17 protein-coding genes are annotated in these 18,701 nt (G+C 52.2%); 9 read left to right on the top strand and 8 right to left on the bottom strand.

Translation table 11 applies throughout. From position 1 onward, the window contains the following. Positions 1–22: 22 nt before the first annotated feature. The gene (locus tag F0P93_RS01550; protein ID WP_150874621.1) at positions 23–805 is read left to right on the top strand and encodes a phytanoyl-CoA dioxygenase family protein; all 783 of its coding nucleotides are present in this window, start codon (positions 23–25) and stop codon (positions 803–805) included. 229 nt (positions 806–1,034) lie between these two features. Here the strand turns inward: F0P93_RS01550 and F0P93_RS01545 are convergent, their stop codons facing one another. Further along, positions 1,035–1,739, bottom strand: coding sequence for an endonuclease III domain-containing protein (locus tag F0P93_RS01545; protein ID WP_150874620.1), 705 nt, complete (start codon positions 1,737–1,739; stop codon positions 1,035–1,037). Positions 1,740–1,837: 98 nt separating this feature from the next. Between F0P93_RS01545 and F0P93_RS01540 the strand changes: the two genes are divergently transcribed. Continuing rightward, complete coding sequence (locus F0P93_RS01540) at positions 1,838–4,204, top strand: TonB-dependent receptor (RefSeq protein WP_191908706.1); 2,367 nt, start codon at positions 1,838–1,840, stop codon at positions 4,202–4,204. Positions 4,205–4,231: 27 nt separating this feature from the next. Here the strand turns inward: F0P93_RS01540 and F0P93_RS01535 are convergent, their stop codons facing one another. Further along, the gene (locus F0P93_RS01535) at positions 4,232–4,609 is read right to left on the bottom strand and encodes a DUF983 domain-containing protein (RefSeq protein WP_150874618.1); all 378 of its coding nucleotides are present in this window, start codon (positions 4,607–4,609) and stop codon (positions 4,232–4,234) included. Between the two features lie 263 nt (positions 4,610–4,872). Here F0P93_RS01535 and F0P93_RS01530 point away from each other — a divergent pair, with 263 nt between their 5' ends. Both F0P93_RS01530 and F0P93_RS01525 read left to right on the top strand, forming a co-directional pair. After that, the gene (locus F0P93_RS01530) at positions 4,873–5,655 is read left to right on the top strand and encodes a DUF5694 domain-containing protein (RefSeq protein WP_150874617.1); all 783 of its coding nucleotides are present in this window, start codon (positions 4,873–4,875) and stop codon (positions 5,653–5,655) included. A 121-nt stretch (positions 5,656–5,776) separates the two neighbouring features. Beyond that, entirely contained in the window at positions 5,777–7,069 is a 1,293-nt protein-coding gene (locus tag F0P93_RS01525) for an acetyl-CoA hydrolase/transferase family protein (RefSeq protein WP_150874616.1), read from the top strand. Here F0P93_RS01525 and F0P93_RS01520 read toward each other — a convergent pair. The 3 genes from F0P93_RS01520 to F0P93_RS01510 form a co-directional block, all read right to left on the bottom strand. Beyond that, entirely contained in the window at positions 7,053–7,811 is a 759-nt protein-coding gene (locus tag F0P93_RS01520; protein ID WP_150874615.1) for a pseudouridine synthase, read from the bottom strand. The genes F0P93_RS01525 and F0P93_RS01520 overlap by 17 nt on opposite strands. Beyond that, on the bottom strand, positions 7,811–8,956 hold the full coding sequence (locus tag F0P93_RS01515; RefSeq protein WP_150874614.1) for a cellulase family glycosylhydrolase: 1,146 nt from the start codon (positions 8,954–8,956) through the stop codon (positions 7,811–7,813). Before F0P93_RS01515 ends, F0P93_RS01520 begins: the two co-directional genes overlap by 1 nt. 75 nt (positions 8,957–9,031) lie before the next feature. Beyond that, positions 9,032–9,247 (bottom strand): hypervirulence associated TUDOR domain-containing protein, encoded by a 216-nt coding sequence (locus F0P93_RS01510; RefSeq protein WP_150874613.1) that lies wholly within the window; start codon positions 9,245–9,247, stop codon positions 9,032–9,034. A 227-nt stretch (positions 9,248–9,474) separates the two neighbouring features. Between F0P93_RS01510 and F0P93_RS01505 the strand changes: the two genes are divergently transcribed. Then, positions 9,475–12,057 carry a phosphocholine-specific phospholipase C gene (locus tag F0P93_RS01505; protein WP_150874612.1) on the top strand — a complete coding sequence of 861 codons (2,583 nt, stop codon included), beginning with the start codon at positions 9,475–9,477 and terminating at the stop codon, positions 12,055–12,057. A 100-nt stretch (positions 12,058–12,157) separates the two neighbouring features. On the opposite strand, the gene F0P93_RS01500 is transcribed toward F0P93_RS01505, so the two are convergent. After that, the gene (locus F0P93_RS01500; RefSeq protein ID WP_150874611.1) at positions 12,158–12,481 is read right to left on the bottom strand and encodes a hypothetical protein; all 324 of its coding nucleotides are present in this window, start codon (positions 12,479–12,481) and stop codon (positions 12,158–12,160) included. 5 nt (positions 12,482–12,486) lie between these two features. Continuing rightward, a complete protein-coding gene (locus tag F0P93_RS01495) occupies positions 12,487–14,337 on the bottom strand; it encodes a hypothetical protein (protein WP_150874610.1) in 1,851 nt (616 codons plus the stop codon). Positions 14,338–14,572: 235 nt separating this feature from the next. On the opposite strand from F0P93_RS01495, the gene F0P93_RS01490 reads away from it, so the two are divergent. From F0P93_RS01490 to F0P93_RS01475, 4 genes are all read left to right on the top strand, one after another. Next, entirely contained in the window at positions 14,573–16,375 is a 1,803-nt protein-coding gene (locus F0P93_RS01490) for a serine hydrolase domain-containing protein (protein WP_150874609.1), read from the top strand. 142 nt (positions 16,376–16,517) lie between these two features. Beyond that, the gene (locus F0P93_RS01485; RefSeq protein WP_150874608.1) at positions 16,518–16,922 is read left to right on the top strand and encodes a T9SS type A sorting domain-containing protein; all 405 of its coding nucleotides are present in this window, start codon (positions 16,518–16,520) and stop codon (positions 16,920–16,922) included. A 160-nt stretch (positions 16,923–17,082) separates the two neighbouring features. Continuing rightward, entirely contained in the window at positions 17,083–18,039 is a 957-nt protein-coding gene (locus F0P93_RS01480; RefSeq protein WP_225309328.1) for a sugar phosphate isomerase/epimerase family protein, read from the top strand. Then, the gene (locus F0P93_RS01475) at positions 18,040–18,300 is read left to right on the top strand and encodes a hypothetical protein (protein ID WP_150874607.1); all 261 of its coding nucleotides are present in this window, start codon (positions 18,040–18,042) and stop codon (positions 18,298–18,300) included. 36 nt (positions 18,301–18,336) lie between these two features. Here the strand turns inward: F0P93_RS01475 and F0P93_RS01470 are convergent, their stop codons facing one another. Continuing rightward, on the bottom strand, positions 18,337–18,657 hold the full coding sequence (locus tag F0P93_RS01470) for a cupin domain-containing protein (protein WP_150874606.1): 321 nt from the start codon (positions 18,655–18,657) through the stop codon (positions 18,337–18,339). Between the last annotated feature and the right edge of the window lie 44 nt (positions 18,658–18,701).

The raw sequence follows: 18,701 nt of genomic DNA, 5'->3' as shown, positions 1-18,701 counted from the left end.
GCTCCGGCCCAGCTCTCTACCTATGTCTGCCCTTTTCAATCAGAACGAAATCGAGCAATTCCTTCAAAATGGATTTATTCGCATCGACCATGCCTTCTCTTCCGAAACCGCCCGACAGGCCCGAAATATTCTCTGGAAAGACCTGAACGCCGACCCGGGCAATCCGGCAACCTGGACCCAACCGGTTATCCGGCTGGGCATGTATTCCCAGGAACCGTTCGTTCAGGCGGCTAACTCGCCCATTCTCCACCAGGCTTTCGATCAACTCGTCGGGCCTGGCCGCTGGCTTCCCTGCCGAAGCATGGGTACGTTTCCGGTTCGTTTCCCATCGGATACCGACCCCGGCGATACCGGCTGGCACGTCGACGCCAGTTTTCCGGGTGACGATCCAACAGACTACTGGACGTGGCGGGTAAACGTCCGGTCAAAAGGCCGGGGGCTGCTGATGCTCTTTCTTTTTTCGGATGTCAGCGAACGCGATGCGCCGACCCGCATCCGCGTTGGCTCCCACCAGGATGTCGCCCGCCTGCTTAAACCGGCGGGCGAAGCCGGGCTTCCATTCCTGGAAGTGGCCGGAAAGCTGGCGGAATTGCCGCAACGAAACGAAGTGTTGGCCACTGGAAAAGCCGGGACGGTGTATCTCTGCCACCCTTTTCTGGCCCATGCCGCCCAGCCCCACCACGGCCGGGAACCCCGTTTTTTAGCCCAACCTCCACTTCTGCTCCGGCAAGAACTGCAGATTGAAGGATTGAAAGGGGCATATTATCCGGTGGAAGAAGCCATTCGGCTGGCTTTGATTTTGTAATTTCAAATGATGAATATCGAATGTAAAAGTGTATGGCATGTCCAGCTACTTTTACATTTAACATTCATCATTTTTCATTTAGTTAGGACTTTCGCTTTCTGCCCCGTTCCCCTAAAGGACGGTCGGCCGCTGCCGGACTTGGACGCGGCTTAGTCCGGATGCTAAAAGTCCGGCAGCGGCCGACCGTCCTTTAGGGGAACGGGTATAAAGCGAAAGAGTGTTAGAATTATCAGACGTAAGTCCTATTAGTATTCCTTTTATTTTCCCCTTGAAAATAATCACACTGCGTTTTCAGCACACACTGCGGGCATTTGGGGTAACTCCAGGTGCAGACCCGCTGGCCGTGCCAGTAAAAGTGTCGGTGGAAATTGAATAAAACCGTCGCATCCTGCGGCAAATAGGCCAGCAAAATCGCGTGAGCTTTCTCGGCGCTGACTTTCGGACCAATCAAACCCAGGCGCTGCGACACGCGGTGGACGTGCGTATCGACGGGCAAAACCGGCTTCTGAAAATTGAAAAGCAACAGCAGAGTCGAGGTTTTCGGTCCGACTCCGGGCAAGGCGTTCAGCCAAGCCATCGCGTCTTCGGTGGTCATATCCCGCAAAAAGTCGATGTTGGCATCCCCGCGTTCGGCAATGATCCGGCTCAGAATTTGTTTGATATACGGTGCTTTTACCTCCGGATAATTGGCGGTTTGGATTGCCGCCGTCAGTTCCTCCACCGGTGCATCCCGAATGGCTTCCCACGAACCAAACCGCTCCATCATGGTGCGAAACGCCGTGACCTCATTGGCGTGGGTAGTTCGGTGCGACAAAACCGTCGCAATCAACTCGTGCAGGGGTTCAAGCCGTCCGCGAATAGCCTGAATTCCGTACTGTTGATTGAGGAGTTCGTGTACCAGTCGCGTTTTCCCGCTTTGATCCAGGGTTGTCATCGAAAAAAATGATTTTTGTCAGAACAACCGAATGTTTATCGACTTGGTTAATTGTCGTTGTACTTTTGCGGTTCCTTACCGCCCATTCTGCGAACCCAATGACGACAACGTTCTTTCGTAACTCCCTTTTTCTGTGTCTGCTGACACTCCTAGCCCTCACCGGTTTTTCCCAAACGCCCACCCAAACCATTCGCGGAACCGTCTACGACGCCAGCCAAAGTCGCCCGCTGGTCGGGGCTTCCGTGGTGGTTCAAAATTCAAAATCAGGTGCGATCACGGACGAACAGGGTCATTTCCGGCTGACCAACCTTCCCATTGGCCGTCATCAGCTCAGCGTTTCGTTTGTGGGCTATGAACCGTCGGTGATCAATGAAGTGCTGGTGGAATCCGGCAAGGAACAGGTGCTGGAAATTTACCTGCAACCCGGTGTAACCCAACTGGGCGAAGCCACGGCCATTGGCACCCGCACCGACCGCACCATCAGTGCCGAACACATCACCATCGAACAGGTGCTGCGGTTTCCGGCCAGCTACCTCGACCCGGCCCGGCTGGCGACAGCCTACGCGGGCGTGGTGACGACCAACGACGGCACCAACAACATTTCCGTGCGCGGCAACTCGCCCAACAGCCTGATCTGGCGGCTCGAAGGCGTTGAGATCGTGAACCCCAACCACCAGAGCAACGCCGGTACCATCGGCGACCGTCCCACGGCAAACGGCGGTGGCGTCAATATGCTGAGCGCCCAGTTACTCGGCACAACCCGTTTTCTGACCGGCGCTTTCTCGCCCGAATACGGCAATTCGGTCGGTGGCGTCATGGACATGAGCCTGCGTCCGGGCAACAACGAACGCCATGAATTCATCGCCCAGGCGGGGTTGATCGGCCTCGATCTGGCGGCTGAAGGACCGATTTCAAAGCAGAAAGGGTCGTCGTATCTGGTCAATTACCGGTATTCATTTACGGGTCTGCTCGGCACAATGGGTGTCACGTTCGGGGGCGAAGACATCCGGTTTCAGGATCTGTCGTTCAACCTGACCTTCCCGACTCGCAAAGGCGGACGGTTTACGGCGTTTGGCGTTTTGGGGAATAGCAGCAACGATTTTACGGCCCTGGCAACTGAGGAACAGACGCAGGACAAAGACCGCAACACCATCTCGTTTACGACGAAAATGGCCGCCGGGGGGTTGACCCTCTCCCAGCCCATCGGTACGCGCTGGTTGTGGAAAACCGCCCTGGTGTTATCGGCCAACAACAGCGCCCGGAATCTGGAATCGCCGGGAGACGCACGTTTTCGACCCAACTACGAAAGAGACGACCAAACCGGGTCGCGGTATTCACTGACGAGTTCGTTAAATTACCGGATCAATGCCCGAAACAGTTTCAAAGCCGGATTATACCTGACACGGGCTTATAATTCGGTGGATGTCTGGAAAGATGTGAACCCATTTTTCATCGGCAGTTCGGCGAATAACTCCCTGTTCGCAGGGTCAATGGAAGGCTGGATGATTCAGCCGTATGTGAATTACCAGTGGTTGCCGGCGGACAACGTGACGGTGAATGCGGGTTTGTTTTACAACACGTTTACCTTCAACCAAAGCCGCTCGCTCGAACCCCGGGCGTCGGTTCGCTGGGAAGTGCGGCCGGGGAAAGCATTGACCGTTGCTTACGGTTTACACAGCCAGCCGCAACTACCGCAGGTGTATCTGGCGAAACGCAATCCGGACAACAAAATGCTGTTTAACAACGAAGATCTGGGCTTTACCAAAGCATACCACCTCGTCGCGGGGTACACACACCAGCTCAGTCCGGATAGTTACTGGAAAATCGAAGGCTATTCCCAAATGCTGTTCGACGTACCGATCAGCACCGTTTCGGGCAGCAAGTTTTCGGCCGTGAACCTCATCGAAGCCTACGCGAGCGAGCCGCTGGTCAATGCCGGGAAAGCCCAAAACCGGGGCGTTGAACTGACCTACCAGAAGTATTTATCGAAAAATTATTACGTGCTGGCGTCCGGTTCGGTCTACGATTCACGGTACCAGGCCGCCGATGGCGTCTGGCGCAGCACCCGGTTCGACGGCGGTTTTACGTCGGGCCTGACCGCCGGGAAAGAGTGGACGAAAAGCCGGGAAACCCGAAGCCGGATCTGGGGGATCAACGGCCGGATTTCGTACCTGGGTGGCTTGCGCGACCGCCCGATCGATGCGGTTTTGTCGCAGCAAACGGGTACGACGGTCTACAGCAGTGAGGAGTTCAGCGTGCATTTCCCGGCGTATTTCCGCACCGATCTGCGGATTTACTGGAAGAAAAGCAAAGCCCGCTACAGCCGCACCCTTTCCCTCGATTTGCAGAACCTGACCAATGCGCAGAATGCTTTTTATAGCTATTTTGATGCTTTTCAGGGGAAAGTCGTCCAGAAATACCAGTTGGGATTGATTCCGATTCTGAATTACCGCTGGGAATTTTAACCGAACACCGACCAAAAATATCGCCTGCTATTTCTTCGAATACGGGCGGTATTTCACGAAGATGTTAATCCAAACGCGACGCGCGACCCGGAAGAAAAACGGCGTCAGGATAATCAGCGACGGTATGAGTCCCCACAGAAAGGCAATCACGTCGATCTCCAGCAGAACGCCAAACAACACGAACGTACTGATGATCCAGGCTACATACAGGGCATAACTGATGTAAAGTGAGCCGGTGTAAAAACCGGGTTCCGGCTCAAAACTCTGGCCACAGACGGAACAATTCTTGTGCATTTGATCGAACTTCTTCAAGTTAAATGCACTTTTGGTTACAAAAAAGTCGCCCTCATGACAATACGGACACTTGTTGAATAGAATGCTGTAGAGTTTCGTACCTTTTCGCATGGAAAATCAGAAGGGAAGCTATTTTCCGAACCCGGAAAGCCCAAAAGTAGTTGGTTTCGCTCATATTTTAGTAATACCGTAGCGGTTCTTCGTGGTAGATCATTCAACGGTTTTGCTTTTCCCAATTCATTACGACGCTCATGAAATTTGCCTTTTCACGAAAGCCCCTACACCATTTGGTCCCGCTATGCCGGTTCATTTTCTTCCTGACTTTTTTCATCCCCAAAGTCGGTTTTGCCCAGAATATCACGCCGGCTGAAATCATGTTTGTTGGCTTCGACCACCTCAATCAGCTGGCGAACGGAAAACCGCAGGCGGAGGTATTCAGCCCCAAAAAACAGGCCGAACTCGCCCGACTCAATGCCGCTTTGAAACGTTTTGCACCCGATCTGATCCTAGTGGAAATGGACCCCAAAACGCAGCCACGGCTGGATAGTTTGTTCCGGGCCTACCGGGCGGGATCGCTCAAACTGAACGAGCTGGAAGGGGGCCGGAATGAAACCTACCAGGTCGGTTTTGCACTCGGAAAACTCCTCGACCACGCCCGGATTTTTGCGGTCGATTCGTACGATGCGACGTCGCAATCGCTACTGAACAAGGGCGAGAATATCGACCTGTTCAAGCAGGGATTGCAAAAACTACAGGCGACGGCCCGGCCGTTGAAAAAAGCCGTGCAGGCCGACAGTCTTTCGCTCTATGAGTATGTGGTAGCGATGAATCAGCCGGAAATGATTCAACTAACGCACCGGTTGTTCTACAATCTTCCAGCCGTAGTCATTCATGGCGATTTTTCGGAATCCGGGACGCACAGTGCCGACCTGAGCAAAATCGATAAAGCCTACATTGGCGCCGAATACATCAGCCTTTTTTACAAGCGAAACCTGAAGATTTATGCCAACATTCTCAATACGCAACTGCAAAACCGGGGCCGTAAACTCCTGGTGATCATGGGACAAACGCACGTGGGCGTCCTGCAGGATCTGGTCAAAGACAACCCGGATTATTCGATAGTGTCTCCACTGACGTATTTAGTGCCGAAAAAATAACCGTCATCGCCCCTGACAACGGTTTGGGAATCCGATGATTTTACTCACAAAATCCAACCCGTTCGGGCGGTAGGTTTGTCAAAAAAAATAATCCGATCATTCGTCATTTCGTTTCCATACCATGCAAAATCTGGTTCCTATTGTTAGTCCGGAGCAGGCCGTAGAGGTGATTCAATCCGGCAATCGGGTGTTTGTTCACAGCGTTGCCCAAACGCCCCACCGCCTGATTGCGGCCATGGTCGGGCGGGCTTCTGCTGCCGGGCTGCGTGACATTGAAGTGTGTCACATGCACACGGAAGGCCATCTGCCGTATTGCGAAGAACAGTACGCCGGGATTTTCAGACCGAATTCGTTTTTCATCGGAGCCAACATGCGCAAGCAGGTCAATGCCGGGATTGCCGATTACGTTCCTATTTTTCTGAGCGAAATCCCGCTGTTGTTTCAACGGAATATTTTGCCCCTCGATGTCGCCCTGATCCAGATTTCACCCCCCGATCAACACGGTTTTTGTTCGCTCGGCCCATCAGTAGACATTTCGTTAAGCGCCGTTAAATCCGCCAAATACGTGATCGCCCAGATCAATCCGAACGTTCCGCGGACCCACGGCGACGGCATTATCCACGTCAAAACGATCCACGCGGCCGTCGAATGCGACGATCCCTTGTACGAAATGCCGCTGAAACCGGCATCGGAAACTGAGCAGAAAATTGGCCGGTTTGTGGCTGAACTGGTGGAAGACGGGGCCACGCTGCAAATGGGCATCGGCGGGATTCCGAACGCCGTGCTGGCGGAGTTGATTTACCACCAGAAACTGGGAATTCATACCGAAATGTTCTCCGACGGCGTCATTGATCTGGTCGAGCGGGGTGTTATCACCAATGAACTCAAGAAAGCCATTCCGTATAAACTGGTCTCCTGCTTTGCGATGGGAACGCGCCGGTTGTACGATTTCATCGACGACAACCCCGCCGTGGTGATGAAGGAAGTGACCTACACCAACGACACGGCCATCATTCGCCGGAATCCGAAGGTGACGGCCATCAACAGCGCCATTGAGGTGGATCTGACGGGTCAGGTGTGCGCCGATACGATTGGGACCTATCAATATTCCGGGGTCGGCGGGCAGATGGATTTTGTGCGGGGAGCCTCGCTCTCGGAAGGTGGCAAACCGATCATTGCCCTGCCCTCCGTAACGAAATACGGTGAAAGCAAGATTGTGCCGTTCCTGAAAGAAGGGGCTGGCGTGACGACCACCCGAGCCCACGTCCACTACATCGTGACCGAATACGGGGTGGCGTATCTGTACGGCAAAAACCTCCGCCAACGCGCCCGGGCGCTCATCAACATCGCCCACCCCGACCACCGCGAGTTGCTGGAACTGCAGGCCCACGAGCGGTTTAAGGTGTTTGAGTAAGCGTTTTTTCCAATTCAGCCATCCCAAACAAAACCGTCAGCATCCGCTCAAATTCGGTTTGTAGCGGGGCCGAAATGATACTTTCTTCGTTCGAAACCGGGTGTTGAAACCGGATTTCCAGCGCGTGTAACAGCATGGTTTCCATCCCGAAATGCTCCTTAAACAGCTTGTTCTGTTTATTGCAGCCGTGTGGCCGGTCGCCAATGATCGGGTGGAAGATGTGCGCCAGGTGCTTTCGGAGCTGGTGAAACCGGCCGGTTGTGGGTTTCAGTTCGACCAATGAATAGCGTGAGGTGGCGTGTTTCCCAAACGGCAGTGCCACTTCGGTCCGTTGGAGCGTTTTTAGTCTGGTAAAAGCCTCTTGAACGATTCCGTCGTCGCGCCGGAGCGGATAGTCGATTTCCAGTTTGTCGTCGGTATATCCCCGCACAATGGCCCGGTAGGTTTTGTGTACCTTCCCTTCGGCAAACTGCTGCTGCATGGCGGAATTCAGGGCTTCATTCAGCGCAAAGAGCAGAACGCCCCCGGTTTTTCGATCCAGCCGATGAACCGGATAGACCCGCTGCCCCAATTGATCGCGAAGGAGTTGAACGGCAAATTCGCTGGCGTCACTGGCGATCATCGACCGGTGTACCAGCAGTCCGTGCGGTTTGTTAATCGCCACCAGATCAGGAGACTGATACAAAATTTCGAGCGGTTTTCGCTCATTGGGCACTTCCAAAACCGGTTGTTCCTCGCTCATCAATACTTCGCCAGCAGGTTCAATAATTTCCGGTCCAGTTTATGACCGTGCCAGTCTTCATATGCCACGTCGGCCCGTTTGGAATCAAGTACCCCAAAATCTCCGCTGAATTCCCAGAGCGCAAAACCGATGCCGTTGCTCGTCAGAATGTCGAGCACATCGCCAAACCAGGCCAGAAAAACGTCGTGCGGGGTTTTGTTCCAGGCACCACATTCGCCACAATGCACGCCGACACCCTTGTTAACCAGTTCTATCCACGGTTTGTAAAACGTTTCCAGCATCGCCCGGCTCAGGTATTTATCGCCCACCTGTCCCGGCCACTTCGGCAGCGGCAGATTCTCGGGATCTTTGTTGGCCCAGGGGGCTTTGTAATGCGAAATAATGCCCGGATTGTAGCCCCGGCAACTCTGCGCAATGTCCAGATCGGTGATTTCGGGAATCACCGACGAGCCCACGTCGTTGCCATCGGCAATCACCAGGTGTTTCGGGTTTTCTTTGCGAATGGCTTCCAGAGCCGCCAGCGCCACTTTCCGGTATACGGCACCCGGCACCGAACTGCGTTTGGAAAGCTGGTCGTTCATGTCTTCCCGCATACTCGGCTCGTTCAGCAAATCGAAGCTGATTTTCTGAGAAGAGACGTTTTTGTAGCGTTTCGCCCAGTAGTTCCAGTGAAAATTGAAAGCGTCCTGCGCGGGCTGATCGGTCCAGAGGTTGTAGGGTTCGTGAAAACCGGCGTTGACACAGTAGCCCGGTGCGCGGTGCAGGTTCAGGCTGACGTGAAGGTTGTGTTTGTGGGCCATCGCCACCAGCTTGTCGATCCGATCCACGGCCGACTCGTCGATCTGGTAGACCTCGTCGGGCGTAATGTTGCGGCTCCGGTCGAATTTCAGATAGGCCGGATAGGCCATCGGCAGCCGGACAAAATCGAAACCCCAGTCGCGCATCCATATGAAGTGTTCTTCAGTGGTCGGCTTCCGGCCCTGCGCCGGATTGGGTGAAAAGAAATCCAGCAGGTTAAAGCCTTTCCATTTCGGCAGTTTGTTTTTGGCCACCGGAGCGGACGACGCGGCTAAAACCGCCGGGCCGGAAGTGGTCACGGCTGCGGCCAAAAGCCCGGTATTTTGAAGAAACGTTCGGCGTTGCATGAAGGATTGTGGAATAGATGCAGTACAAACTTACTCAAAAACCAACCTGATCACCCCGTATCCTGGCGACATTCGTCAGTTGTGAATCTTTTCTACTTCACTTTGTAGTTTCAAAACCGTCTGTTTGTCCTCCTGTTCGATCACCAGCGCCGGATTGTCTTCGGAGCCGTTTCGCTTGATCTTTGATCCTTTGATGGTTTTTTCAATTTCCTCTTGGTGGACTTCCACCACCTTGCCTTCGGCATGACCACTGGCGTATTTCCAGCGCACCCGATCTCCTTTTCTAATCATGATTACTGCCTGTTCATTGAAAAAAGTAGTAACCGGGTTTGCCAAAAAAGGTTTGTTTTTTTTGAAACCGTCGAACGCGCGCTAAACCGGATCCCGGGATCGAAAAAGCCCCACTCAAACGCGATCGGTAAATATGGAAAAGTTATCATACTGTTAAATAGAGCGGCTTTTTATCATTTCGGAGCGAAAAAAAAGTATCTTTACTTACCCACAACTCTCAACCCGAAATGACGGACAGCAGAAGAGAATTTCTCAAAAAAGCCGCCTTGCTAGCCGGTGGCACGAGCCTGTTTCAGGTTCTCCCCGATTCGATCCAGAAAGCCCTCGCCATCGACCCCCAGCCGGGCAGCACCTTTCAGGATGCCGAACACATTGTCATTCTGATGCAGGAAAACCGCTCCTTCGACCATTGCTACGGGTCGCTGCGGGGCGTTCGGGGCTTCAACGATCCGCGGGCGATTACGCTTCCCAACAAAAACCCGGTTTGGCTCCAGACCAATGCCGCCGGTGAAACCTACGCTCCCTTTCGGCTGAATCTGAAAGATACCAAAGCCACCTGGATGAGTTCGCTCCCCCACTCCTGGACCAATCAGGTGGATGCCCGCAACGACGGAAAATACGACAAGTGGCTGGATTCCAAACAGTCGGGCCGGAAAGAATATGCCAACATGCCCTTGACAATGGGCTATTACAACCGGCAGGACATTCCGTTTTACTACGCCCTGGCCGACGCCTTTACGGTTTGCGATCAGAATTTTTGTTCGTCCCTGACCGGCACCACGCCCAACCGGCTTTACCTCTGGACCGGCACCATCCGGGAAAAACCCGACCGGAATGTGAAAGCCAACGTCCGGAATGAGGACGTCGATTACGACGATCCGGCCCACTGGAAAACCTTCCCCGAGCGGCTGGAAGAAAACGGCATCTCGTGGCGAATTTACCAGAACGAACTGAGTTTACCCGTCGGCTTTGAAGGTGAAGAAGAAGGCTGGCTGGCCAATTTTACCGACAATCCCATCGAGTGGTTCAAACAGTACAACGTCGGTTTCTCGGAAGCCTACCAGCGTTATCTGACCAAAAAACTCCCCGAACTGCCCGGCGAAATTCTGGCCTTGAAAACCAAAATCAGCTCCCTGCCTGAAACCGACGGCGAACTTCCTAAACTGAAGCGGGAGTTGGGTCGGAAAGAGCAAGAGTTGATTGTCGGCCGGGAGCACCAAGTGAAATACAGTCGGGAAAACTACGCCAAATTGTCGCAGCGGGAGAAAAACCTGCACGAGAAAGCCTTTACGACCAATAAAAATGATCCGCATTACCACGAACTGACGAAGCTGAAATACCACGACGGCAGCACGGAACGGGAAGTTGAAATTCCAAAAGGTGATGTGTTGCACCAGTTTCGGGCGGATGTAAAAAACCGCACCCTGCCGACGGTCTCGTGGGTGGTGGCCCCCGAAAACTACTCCGATCACCCGGGCGCGGCCTGGTACGGAGCGTGGTACATTTCCGAAATGCTCGACATCCTGACCCAAAATCCGGATGTCTGGAAAAAGACGGTATTCATTTTGTGCTACGACGAAAACGACGGTTATTTCGACCACGTTCCACCGTTTGTGGCTCCCCATCCCGACAAGCCCGAAACCGGCAAAGTCTCCAAAGGCATCGACACCAGCGTCGAGCACGTCTATATGGACCAGGAGTTGCAACGCAAAAGTCCGAACGCCCGTAAAGAAGCCCGGGCTGGTGCCATCGGGTTGGGGTACCGCGTGCCGCTCGTGATTGCCTCGCCCTGGAGCCGGGGCGGCAAGGTGTCGTCGGAGGTCTTCGATCACACGTCCATTCTCCAGTTTCTGGAGGTGTTTCTAAGCAAGAAAACCGGTAAGAAAATCGAAGAGTCGAACATCAGTGCCTGGCGACGGACGGTTTGCGGGGATTTGACCTCGGTGTTCCGGCCCTACAAAGGCGAGAAAATACCGATGCCGGCATTTGTGGAGAAAAACGAGTTTGTCGAAAGCATCCACAAAGCCCAGTTCAAGGAGTTGCCATCCGATTTCAAGGTGCTGACCACCGACGAAATCAACAAAATCAAAAAAGCTCCCTACACGTCTCCGTTCATTCCAAAGCAGGAGAAAGGCCTGCGGTCGTCCCTCGCGATTCCGTACGAATTATACGCCGATGGGCAGTTCGATCCGGACCAGAAAGCGTTTGACATCACCCTGAAAGCTGGAAATGACGTTTTTGGTTCGAAGTCGGCGGGTTCGCCCTTCACGGTGTATGCGCTGAACAACTTCGTGTCGGAAAACGAAAACGCCGAGCGCGATGTGCAGGTTCGGAATTATGCCGTATCCGCCGGAGACCGCCTGAACGACCGATGGGACATCCGGGAATTCGGGAACGAAACCTACCAGTTCCGGGTCAATGGCCCCAACGGTTTTTTCCGCGAGTTCATCGGCACCGCCAACGATCCACGGGTTGCGGTTCAGTGCGACTACCAGCGCACGGCCCCGCAGGCCAGCACGCTCACCGGTTCGGTTGAACTCAACATCACCAACCTCGATCCGGCCCGGGCCTACACCATCGACGTTAAAGACAACGCCTACCAAACCGGCACCCAGACCCAAACCCTGGCCGCAGCCGGTTCGAAAGGAAGCCGGATCAGCCTGATTCTGGACCTGAGCCGCAGCTTCGGCTGGTATGATTTCAGCGTGACCGTGGACGGCCATCCGGTTTTCGAGAAGCGGTATGCGGGCCGGGTTGAAACCGGAAAGGAAGGATTTTCGGATCCGGTAATGGGTGGGGAGTTGGTTTGAGGATACCCAAAAAGAACCTTTTTACGGATCAAATTGGAACATAAATATTGGTAGCACGACTTAGCCTAATCGTCAGGCAGTCGTGCTACTGGTAAGTTTTTTATGAACACTCAAAAATTGGTCGTCCCTGAGCATCACGCACAATATTCCCATCGGCATCTTTTACCGGCCTGCAGACCAGGCCGTGAGTGTTGGCTGCAATTACCATTCCTTGTGGCAAAGTTTTATCCACTTTCTTTTCATTATCATCGAAGCCATCATTTTCAGATTCAGTCTTATTTTCTGACTGATCGTCTTTCTTTATCTCTTCGACAAACTGTAGCCTTACTACACTAAAATGGCTCAGGTTATGGTGCAATAATACGGCATGAATGGCATCAAGAATTGAGGGCAACGTGCGATTTAGGGATGTCTGGTTTTCCATGAGATTTAATCAGCTTTAGATTCGACGGTTTTTGTCCCCCGTAGCGGGGTAACTGCACTAAAAATAGTTTCAATGTACTTTTTTATGTCCATGTCAAAGGAAACCCCGATGAAAGGCAAATTGGTTAACTGGCGGGGTAGTTCCAATGAGGCCGGGCGTTTGTAGTACCAGGTATAACCTCCAATCAGCTTAACAGTATTACTGAACCGGAAGCCTAGTCCCGTGAGTAATGAGCTTTTCTCGAAAAAATCGTCACGTGGGGCCTGTGTATAATCATCTTTGAGTGGAACAAGACTGTAGCCCACAACAAGGGATAGACGTTGCCAAAGCGTTTTTTTTCGGATCAGCTTAAACGGAACATCGCGGTCAATCTGGCTGAAATTTATGCTGGCGCCCAAATAGGGAATCAGCAGAAAATTGCTGTTACGACCACTTTTAAACAACCGGTTGGTAACCAGCCCCACCTCCGGAACGATACTCAGTTTGGTACGGGTTTCAAAGCTGAAAATAAAAGTATCCCCATTTGTTACATCTGCTCCACTGAACAGGGCATTCTTTTTTATTTCATCCTGAACCTCCGAGATTTTCTCACTCATTATTTTTAAGTAACCACGGGAGGTAGTGACCGATGCGAGCAAACTTTCAAAATAGGTAAAGGTGTCATTTAGAGCAGTCTCCTGACTAGCTAGTACCTGAGCAAGCAGGTATATACGTTGAATATCCGCAAAAGTTTCCTCTATGTTTTTTAGTCGGTTCCCATAATCCGTGGATTTTGCGGGTTTGCAAAGGCTGCACAGAAACGGCTGTAACCCCTGCATTATCGCGTCGGTTTCGGTCCGAGACTGCGAGAGCAATTTGTTCACCGTTTTGAGCACCCGGTTATTATCCTGCGTAAATTGTTCTTTAAGCTTACTATGTTCCCGAAAATCAACACTGATATAGGCCTTGTTTAACAGGGCTAATTTAGCTTTCTCAGTATTTGAAGGGATGAAATTTGCGCCATTGGTCGAAATATGAGTCGTAAGATTAGTACTCTCTGCGTCAATAGCATCGTATAGTACTTCAATCTTTTGGTTATGGAATTTCAGAATGTCCTGAACTACATTTTTGTTAATAATAGTAATTGTCTTGCCTCCGATGTTGACCGAATTGCGGGTAACAATGCCATCATTGTCGAAATCTGACTCTGGCAAGCTGGCTACATCCGTTTCGGATATGTAATCGATAAATCGGATATTAAAATAAATACCTAATTGCTCGTTAACCTTATCAGCCAGTGATTTGTAGACATCCATCGCCTTACTAATTTGCTTTGCTTTTTTGAGCTTATCACCTGTAGCCGTTCCGGTAATTTTCATTGACTCATGCAAGGCATTAAAAATAGTAAGCGTTCGTGCATCCGGATCGGTCGCAATAACGAGAGAGTACAATTTATTGGGCTTCAGAGTGATCGTATCCTTAAATCGAATGAATAGAGAATTTTTTGTACCTTCTTTGGCCATAAAAAAATAAGCGGGCGGAATCGGCCTCAAATGATAATCCTTGAAGAGTGTATCCGTTATTGTATTTCCGCTATCATCGATTCGGCTGACGATCTCTGTGGTTCGTTTTTGGATGGTTTCCGAAAGTGTTTTGTTCCCTATGTGGTCTATAAGATACATGCTGGAATACTCCTTCTGCTTAGCGGGTATTTTAAGGATGAAAGGCCTATTAAAAGGCAAAGCTTTAGCCGGCACACCGGTGGTCGTATCGACCGCAATGACATCAATTTGGGCCAAGGAAGTAAAGCCGCTCAAAAAGCAATTTAAGAAACACGCACTAAATAGATAAGCTCGAATAAATAAACGATTGGTCATGACAAAGAGGTGATTGGTTGATCACAAACGTACCCAACCATGCCATCCTCCACAATGGGATATTTCCCATTTCTCGCGGGCTATTGCGCACATTTTGGATTCAATAGTTTCTAACTTTTACCATCCGCTATTTACTTATTCCATTTTTAAAACGCAGAACGGGTAACATCACCGTACCTCCCTAACCAAAAACCGGTTGTAAAACCGGCCCCAATCCCCTTACTTGCCAATCCGTATGAAACCGTCGATCTGGAATCTCCTTATGCTGCTGTACTGTAGCAGGGCTTTGGCCCAACCGCTTCCCACACCCGCGAACCTTACTGCGATCCAACAGGCTGAAAAACAGGTGGTCGTGCTCAACAACCCATCGGGACTGGTGCCGGTCACTGACCTTCTGAACGTGAAAACCGCCATTGTGAATGGTCGCTACGCTCAGCAAGCGGTTTTTGATAGTCTGGCGGCTAAATACAGTCCGGTCACGGGTTTTTCACTCGGTGCGGCTCCGACCGATTCCGTTCTGTTTGATCTCCATGACCGGTTAAAATTGTACAATCTGGTCGTCATCACCTTATCCGATTCGTCACCCTTTGGCCCTAAACTGCTGAATTTCATTGCCGATCAGCAGGCGATCAATAAGGTCGTAGTGGTACTGACCGGGAGCGGAAAAAACCTGGCCGGTCTGGAATCCCTGCGCTGTCCCATTATCTGGTATCCGGCCAATACCGCCGAGGGTGCGTCAGCCGCAGCCCAGGTCCTTTTTGGCGGTATGGCTTCTGTCAATCGCCTTGAAACCACGTTTAGCACCCTTTTCAAAGCAGGCAGCGGGTATTCGACGCCCAAAATCCGGCTGGGGTATTCGGTCCCGGAGACTGTAACGGTGAGTAGTAAACGTCTGAAGGCGATTGACTCGCTGATGGCTGTAGCCATTGCCGACCACGTGACCCCCGGCGCGGTGGTTTTGCTGGCGAAAGACGGCAAAGTCATCTTTCACAAGGCGTATGGACATCATACCTACGCGCGGGATGCCGTAACGAAACCCGATGATCTGTTCGACCTCGCTTCGGTCACGAAGGTCAGCGCGACCACCCCGGCGGTTATGCGGCTGCTGGATCAAAAGGCGCTGGATCTGAAAACGCCCATCAGTACCTACGTGGCCCGAACCCGGACGATCCCGGATAAAGCGACGGTCACCATCCGGGAGGCCCTGCTCCATGAAGCGGGGTATACGCCGTACATCAAATTCTACGAACAACTCAAACCGCTGGATCTCAGCTTCGACTCGTCGGCGGCCTATCCGACCAAAGTAGCCGACCGGTTTTTCCTCCGGGCCAATTATTTCGAAGAGGTCATGTGGCCCGTCACCCTGCAATCGAAAGGCGGGACGCGGGGCAAATTCGTGTACAGTGATGTCAGCATGTACATGATGAAGGAAGTCATCGAAACAGTTTCTCACCAGAAGCTCGATGAGTTTGTGCAGGATGCGTTTTACCGGCCGCTCGGCATGACGTCGACGGGCTATTTGCCCCGAAACCGCTTTCCCCGCTCCCGCATTGTTCCGACCACCGAAAACGACAACTGGTTTCGCAACATGCGCGTGCAGGGTTATGTCAACGATCCGGGTGCGGCCATGGCCGGGGGTGTCGAAGGCCATGCCGGGCTGTTCGCCAACGCCAACGATCTGGCCATTCTTTACCAGATGTATCTGAACAAGGGTTCTTACGGCGGTCGCACCTACATCCAGCCCGCTACGGTGGATCTCTTCACGGCGGAACAATCGAAAACCAGCGCCCGTGGCTACGGTTTTGCCAAAGCACCGAATCCCAAACAAGGCCCCAAGGCGTATCCGTCTCCCCTGGCCTACGGACACAGTGGCTATACCGGCACCTACGTCTGGGTCGATCCGAAATACAACCTGGTCTACATTTGCCTGACCAACCGGGTGTATCCCGACGATTCCAAAACCTACGGCAAACCCACCCTGAACATCCGGGCGCTGATTCTGGACCGGTTTTACGAAGCCGTGGTGCAGGGACAGTAAAACCGACCTCAAACTACCGGAATTTTTGCTCCTTTGTCCATCCCAAAAGTAGCAGGGATTGACTCATTTGTGACAGCCTTTTCAGGCGTTGAAGCGGACCTTTGATTCATTCAAACGGACCAAAACAAAAACTTCATACGCCATGAAAACGCTCTCCAAATCCCTGCTCGTTGCCTTTCTGATGACCTTGACCAGTCTCTCGTTTGCGAAGGCTGATGTCTACATGTCCTTCGTTCATCCCAAAAAACCGGTCGCTTTTCAGAGTGGCATGTATACCACCACTGAAGGCAAACTCCGGATTGCGCTGGATAAACAAACCGGTGGGGCCGTCCAGGTACGGATCGTCAACCGGGCGGGGGCCGAAGTATTCAGCAAGCAAATTGGGAAAAACCGCCAAAACGCCCGGCTGCAACTGGACGTCCGGAACCTGCCCGACGGTGTCTACCAGGTTACCATTACGAACGGCGTAGAAACCACCACGCAGGAACTAACCCTGGCCACTACGCCACCGGTACCGGCAACGCCCCGACTGATTGCTTTTCACTAAAACCGCATCGAGTGGCCGATGTGATATCACCCCAGACTGACTATATCCACCCGGAAAGGCTGGCCCCGAAAGAGGTCAGCCTTTTGATTTATCCGGGCGAAGCCATGTCGATCACCAATCCTTTTGTACCTTGCTCTCCTAACCCATTCATTTAAGGCCCATGAATCAACCCGCTCCCCATCGCCTTCAATCGACTCATACCTCGTCAGGCAGACTTTCCGTTTTCTTCTTTCTGACGCTCGGAATGCTGATTTCGGCACACCTGTCGGCGCAGGTTCAAAAGAAAATGACTGCTAAAACCGCAAACCGGGCTCCTGAATCCGCTGCGAGATATGCCGGACCCAAAAACTGGAAACTGGGCGTTGCTCTCTATACGTTCAATCGGTTTCCGTTTCCCGAGCAACTCGCCAAAGCGGACAGCGCCGGGTTGAAATTCGTGGAAGGCTACACCTTTGGCCGGGCCGGTGCCGATCTCAAGGATTCGCTCCTCATGAATCTGTCGTGGTCGGGCATTGCCAAACTCAAGCAGCAGGTCAGCGATAAAGGCCTCCTGATGGAATCCATTTATTTAACCGGTGGCAAAACCATCGATAAATGGACGCACGAATTTGAATTAGCCAAAAAATTGAATGTGAAGTACGTCACGGCAGAACCGCCGGTGGAACTTTGGGATAGCGTGGACAGTCTGGCGGGGGTATACGGGCTGAAAGTCGCTCTCCACAACCACTGGAAGGGTGTGAGTGCCTACTGGCATCCGGATTCGGTGTTGGCGGCTCTCAAAAACCATCCTAATTTCAAAGTTTGCGCGGACATTGGCCACTGGCCTAAAAGCGGCATCAACCCGGTCGAGGGCCTGAAAAAGCTGGAAGGTCACCTGATTGCCCTGCATTTAAAAGACATTGCTGCTTACAATGACCCGAAACTGAAGGATGTGCCGGTTGGTACGGGCGTCATCAATTTCCCGGAAGTTTTTAAGGAATTACAGCGGCAGCACTTTACGGGTCATATTATTATTGAGCGGGATACACAGGATAAACCCAGCAACTTACCTTCGGTGATTCAAACGGTCCGCTATTACAACGAGCAGTTGGGCCTGACACCGAAGCGGGGAAAATAAATGATTCTATCGAAGCTTGTCAGTATCGTAACGCCACTCATGCTGATGGCGTTGATCGGGGTGGTCATGATCATCTACGGGCTTTTAAACACCGGACGGGAGAACAACATTCTTCAGTTTTTCTTCGGCATTCCCATTGCCCTGGGTTTCGCCGGAATGCATTTTTTAATTCGTCGGGTGCTGGAGAAAAACAACCTCCGGATCTGGATCCTGGAGACGCTGATCGTTGCCGCCCTTTGGCTTATTTACCCTCATCTTTAGGCAAGTCCGTTCTGTTGGCTGATTCGGCTTTGGAAGTCAATAAAAGATTGCCAGCCAGATGGTTTCTTCGTCTTCTTTCGTCCAGTCAACCCGGTGTTTGACGTGCGCGGGCAGGTTGATGTAGGTTCCGGCGGTTAGTTCAATGGGTTCGTCAACGCCCTCGATTCGCAGCCGGGCCGCTCCCCGCACGACCAACACCCATTCGTTCTCCGGCTGATCGTACCAGAAACCGTCCGGTGAAGCCTGCCCTTTGGAGACGATGCGTTCGATTTTAATGCCTTTCTCCGCCATCAACTCCTCAAAAAGTTCATCAGGCAGCGAGTCCGGAATGGCCGCAAACAGATTACCCATGTTCATCGATCCAAGGTTCGGTTAGAGGAACGTATTTAACGTGAATTCAG

It is taken from the genome of Larkinella humicola (assembly GCF_008727875.1).
In the GTDB taxonomy this organism is placed as follows: domain Bacteria; phylum Bacteroidota; class Bacteroidia; order Cytophagales; family Spirosomataceae; genus Larkinella; species Larkinella humicola.
This window is presented reverse-complemented; position numbering and strand designations above follow the sequence as displayed.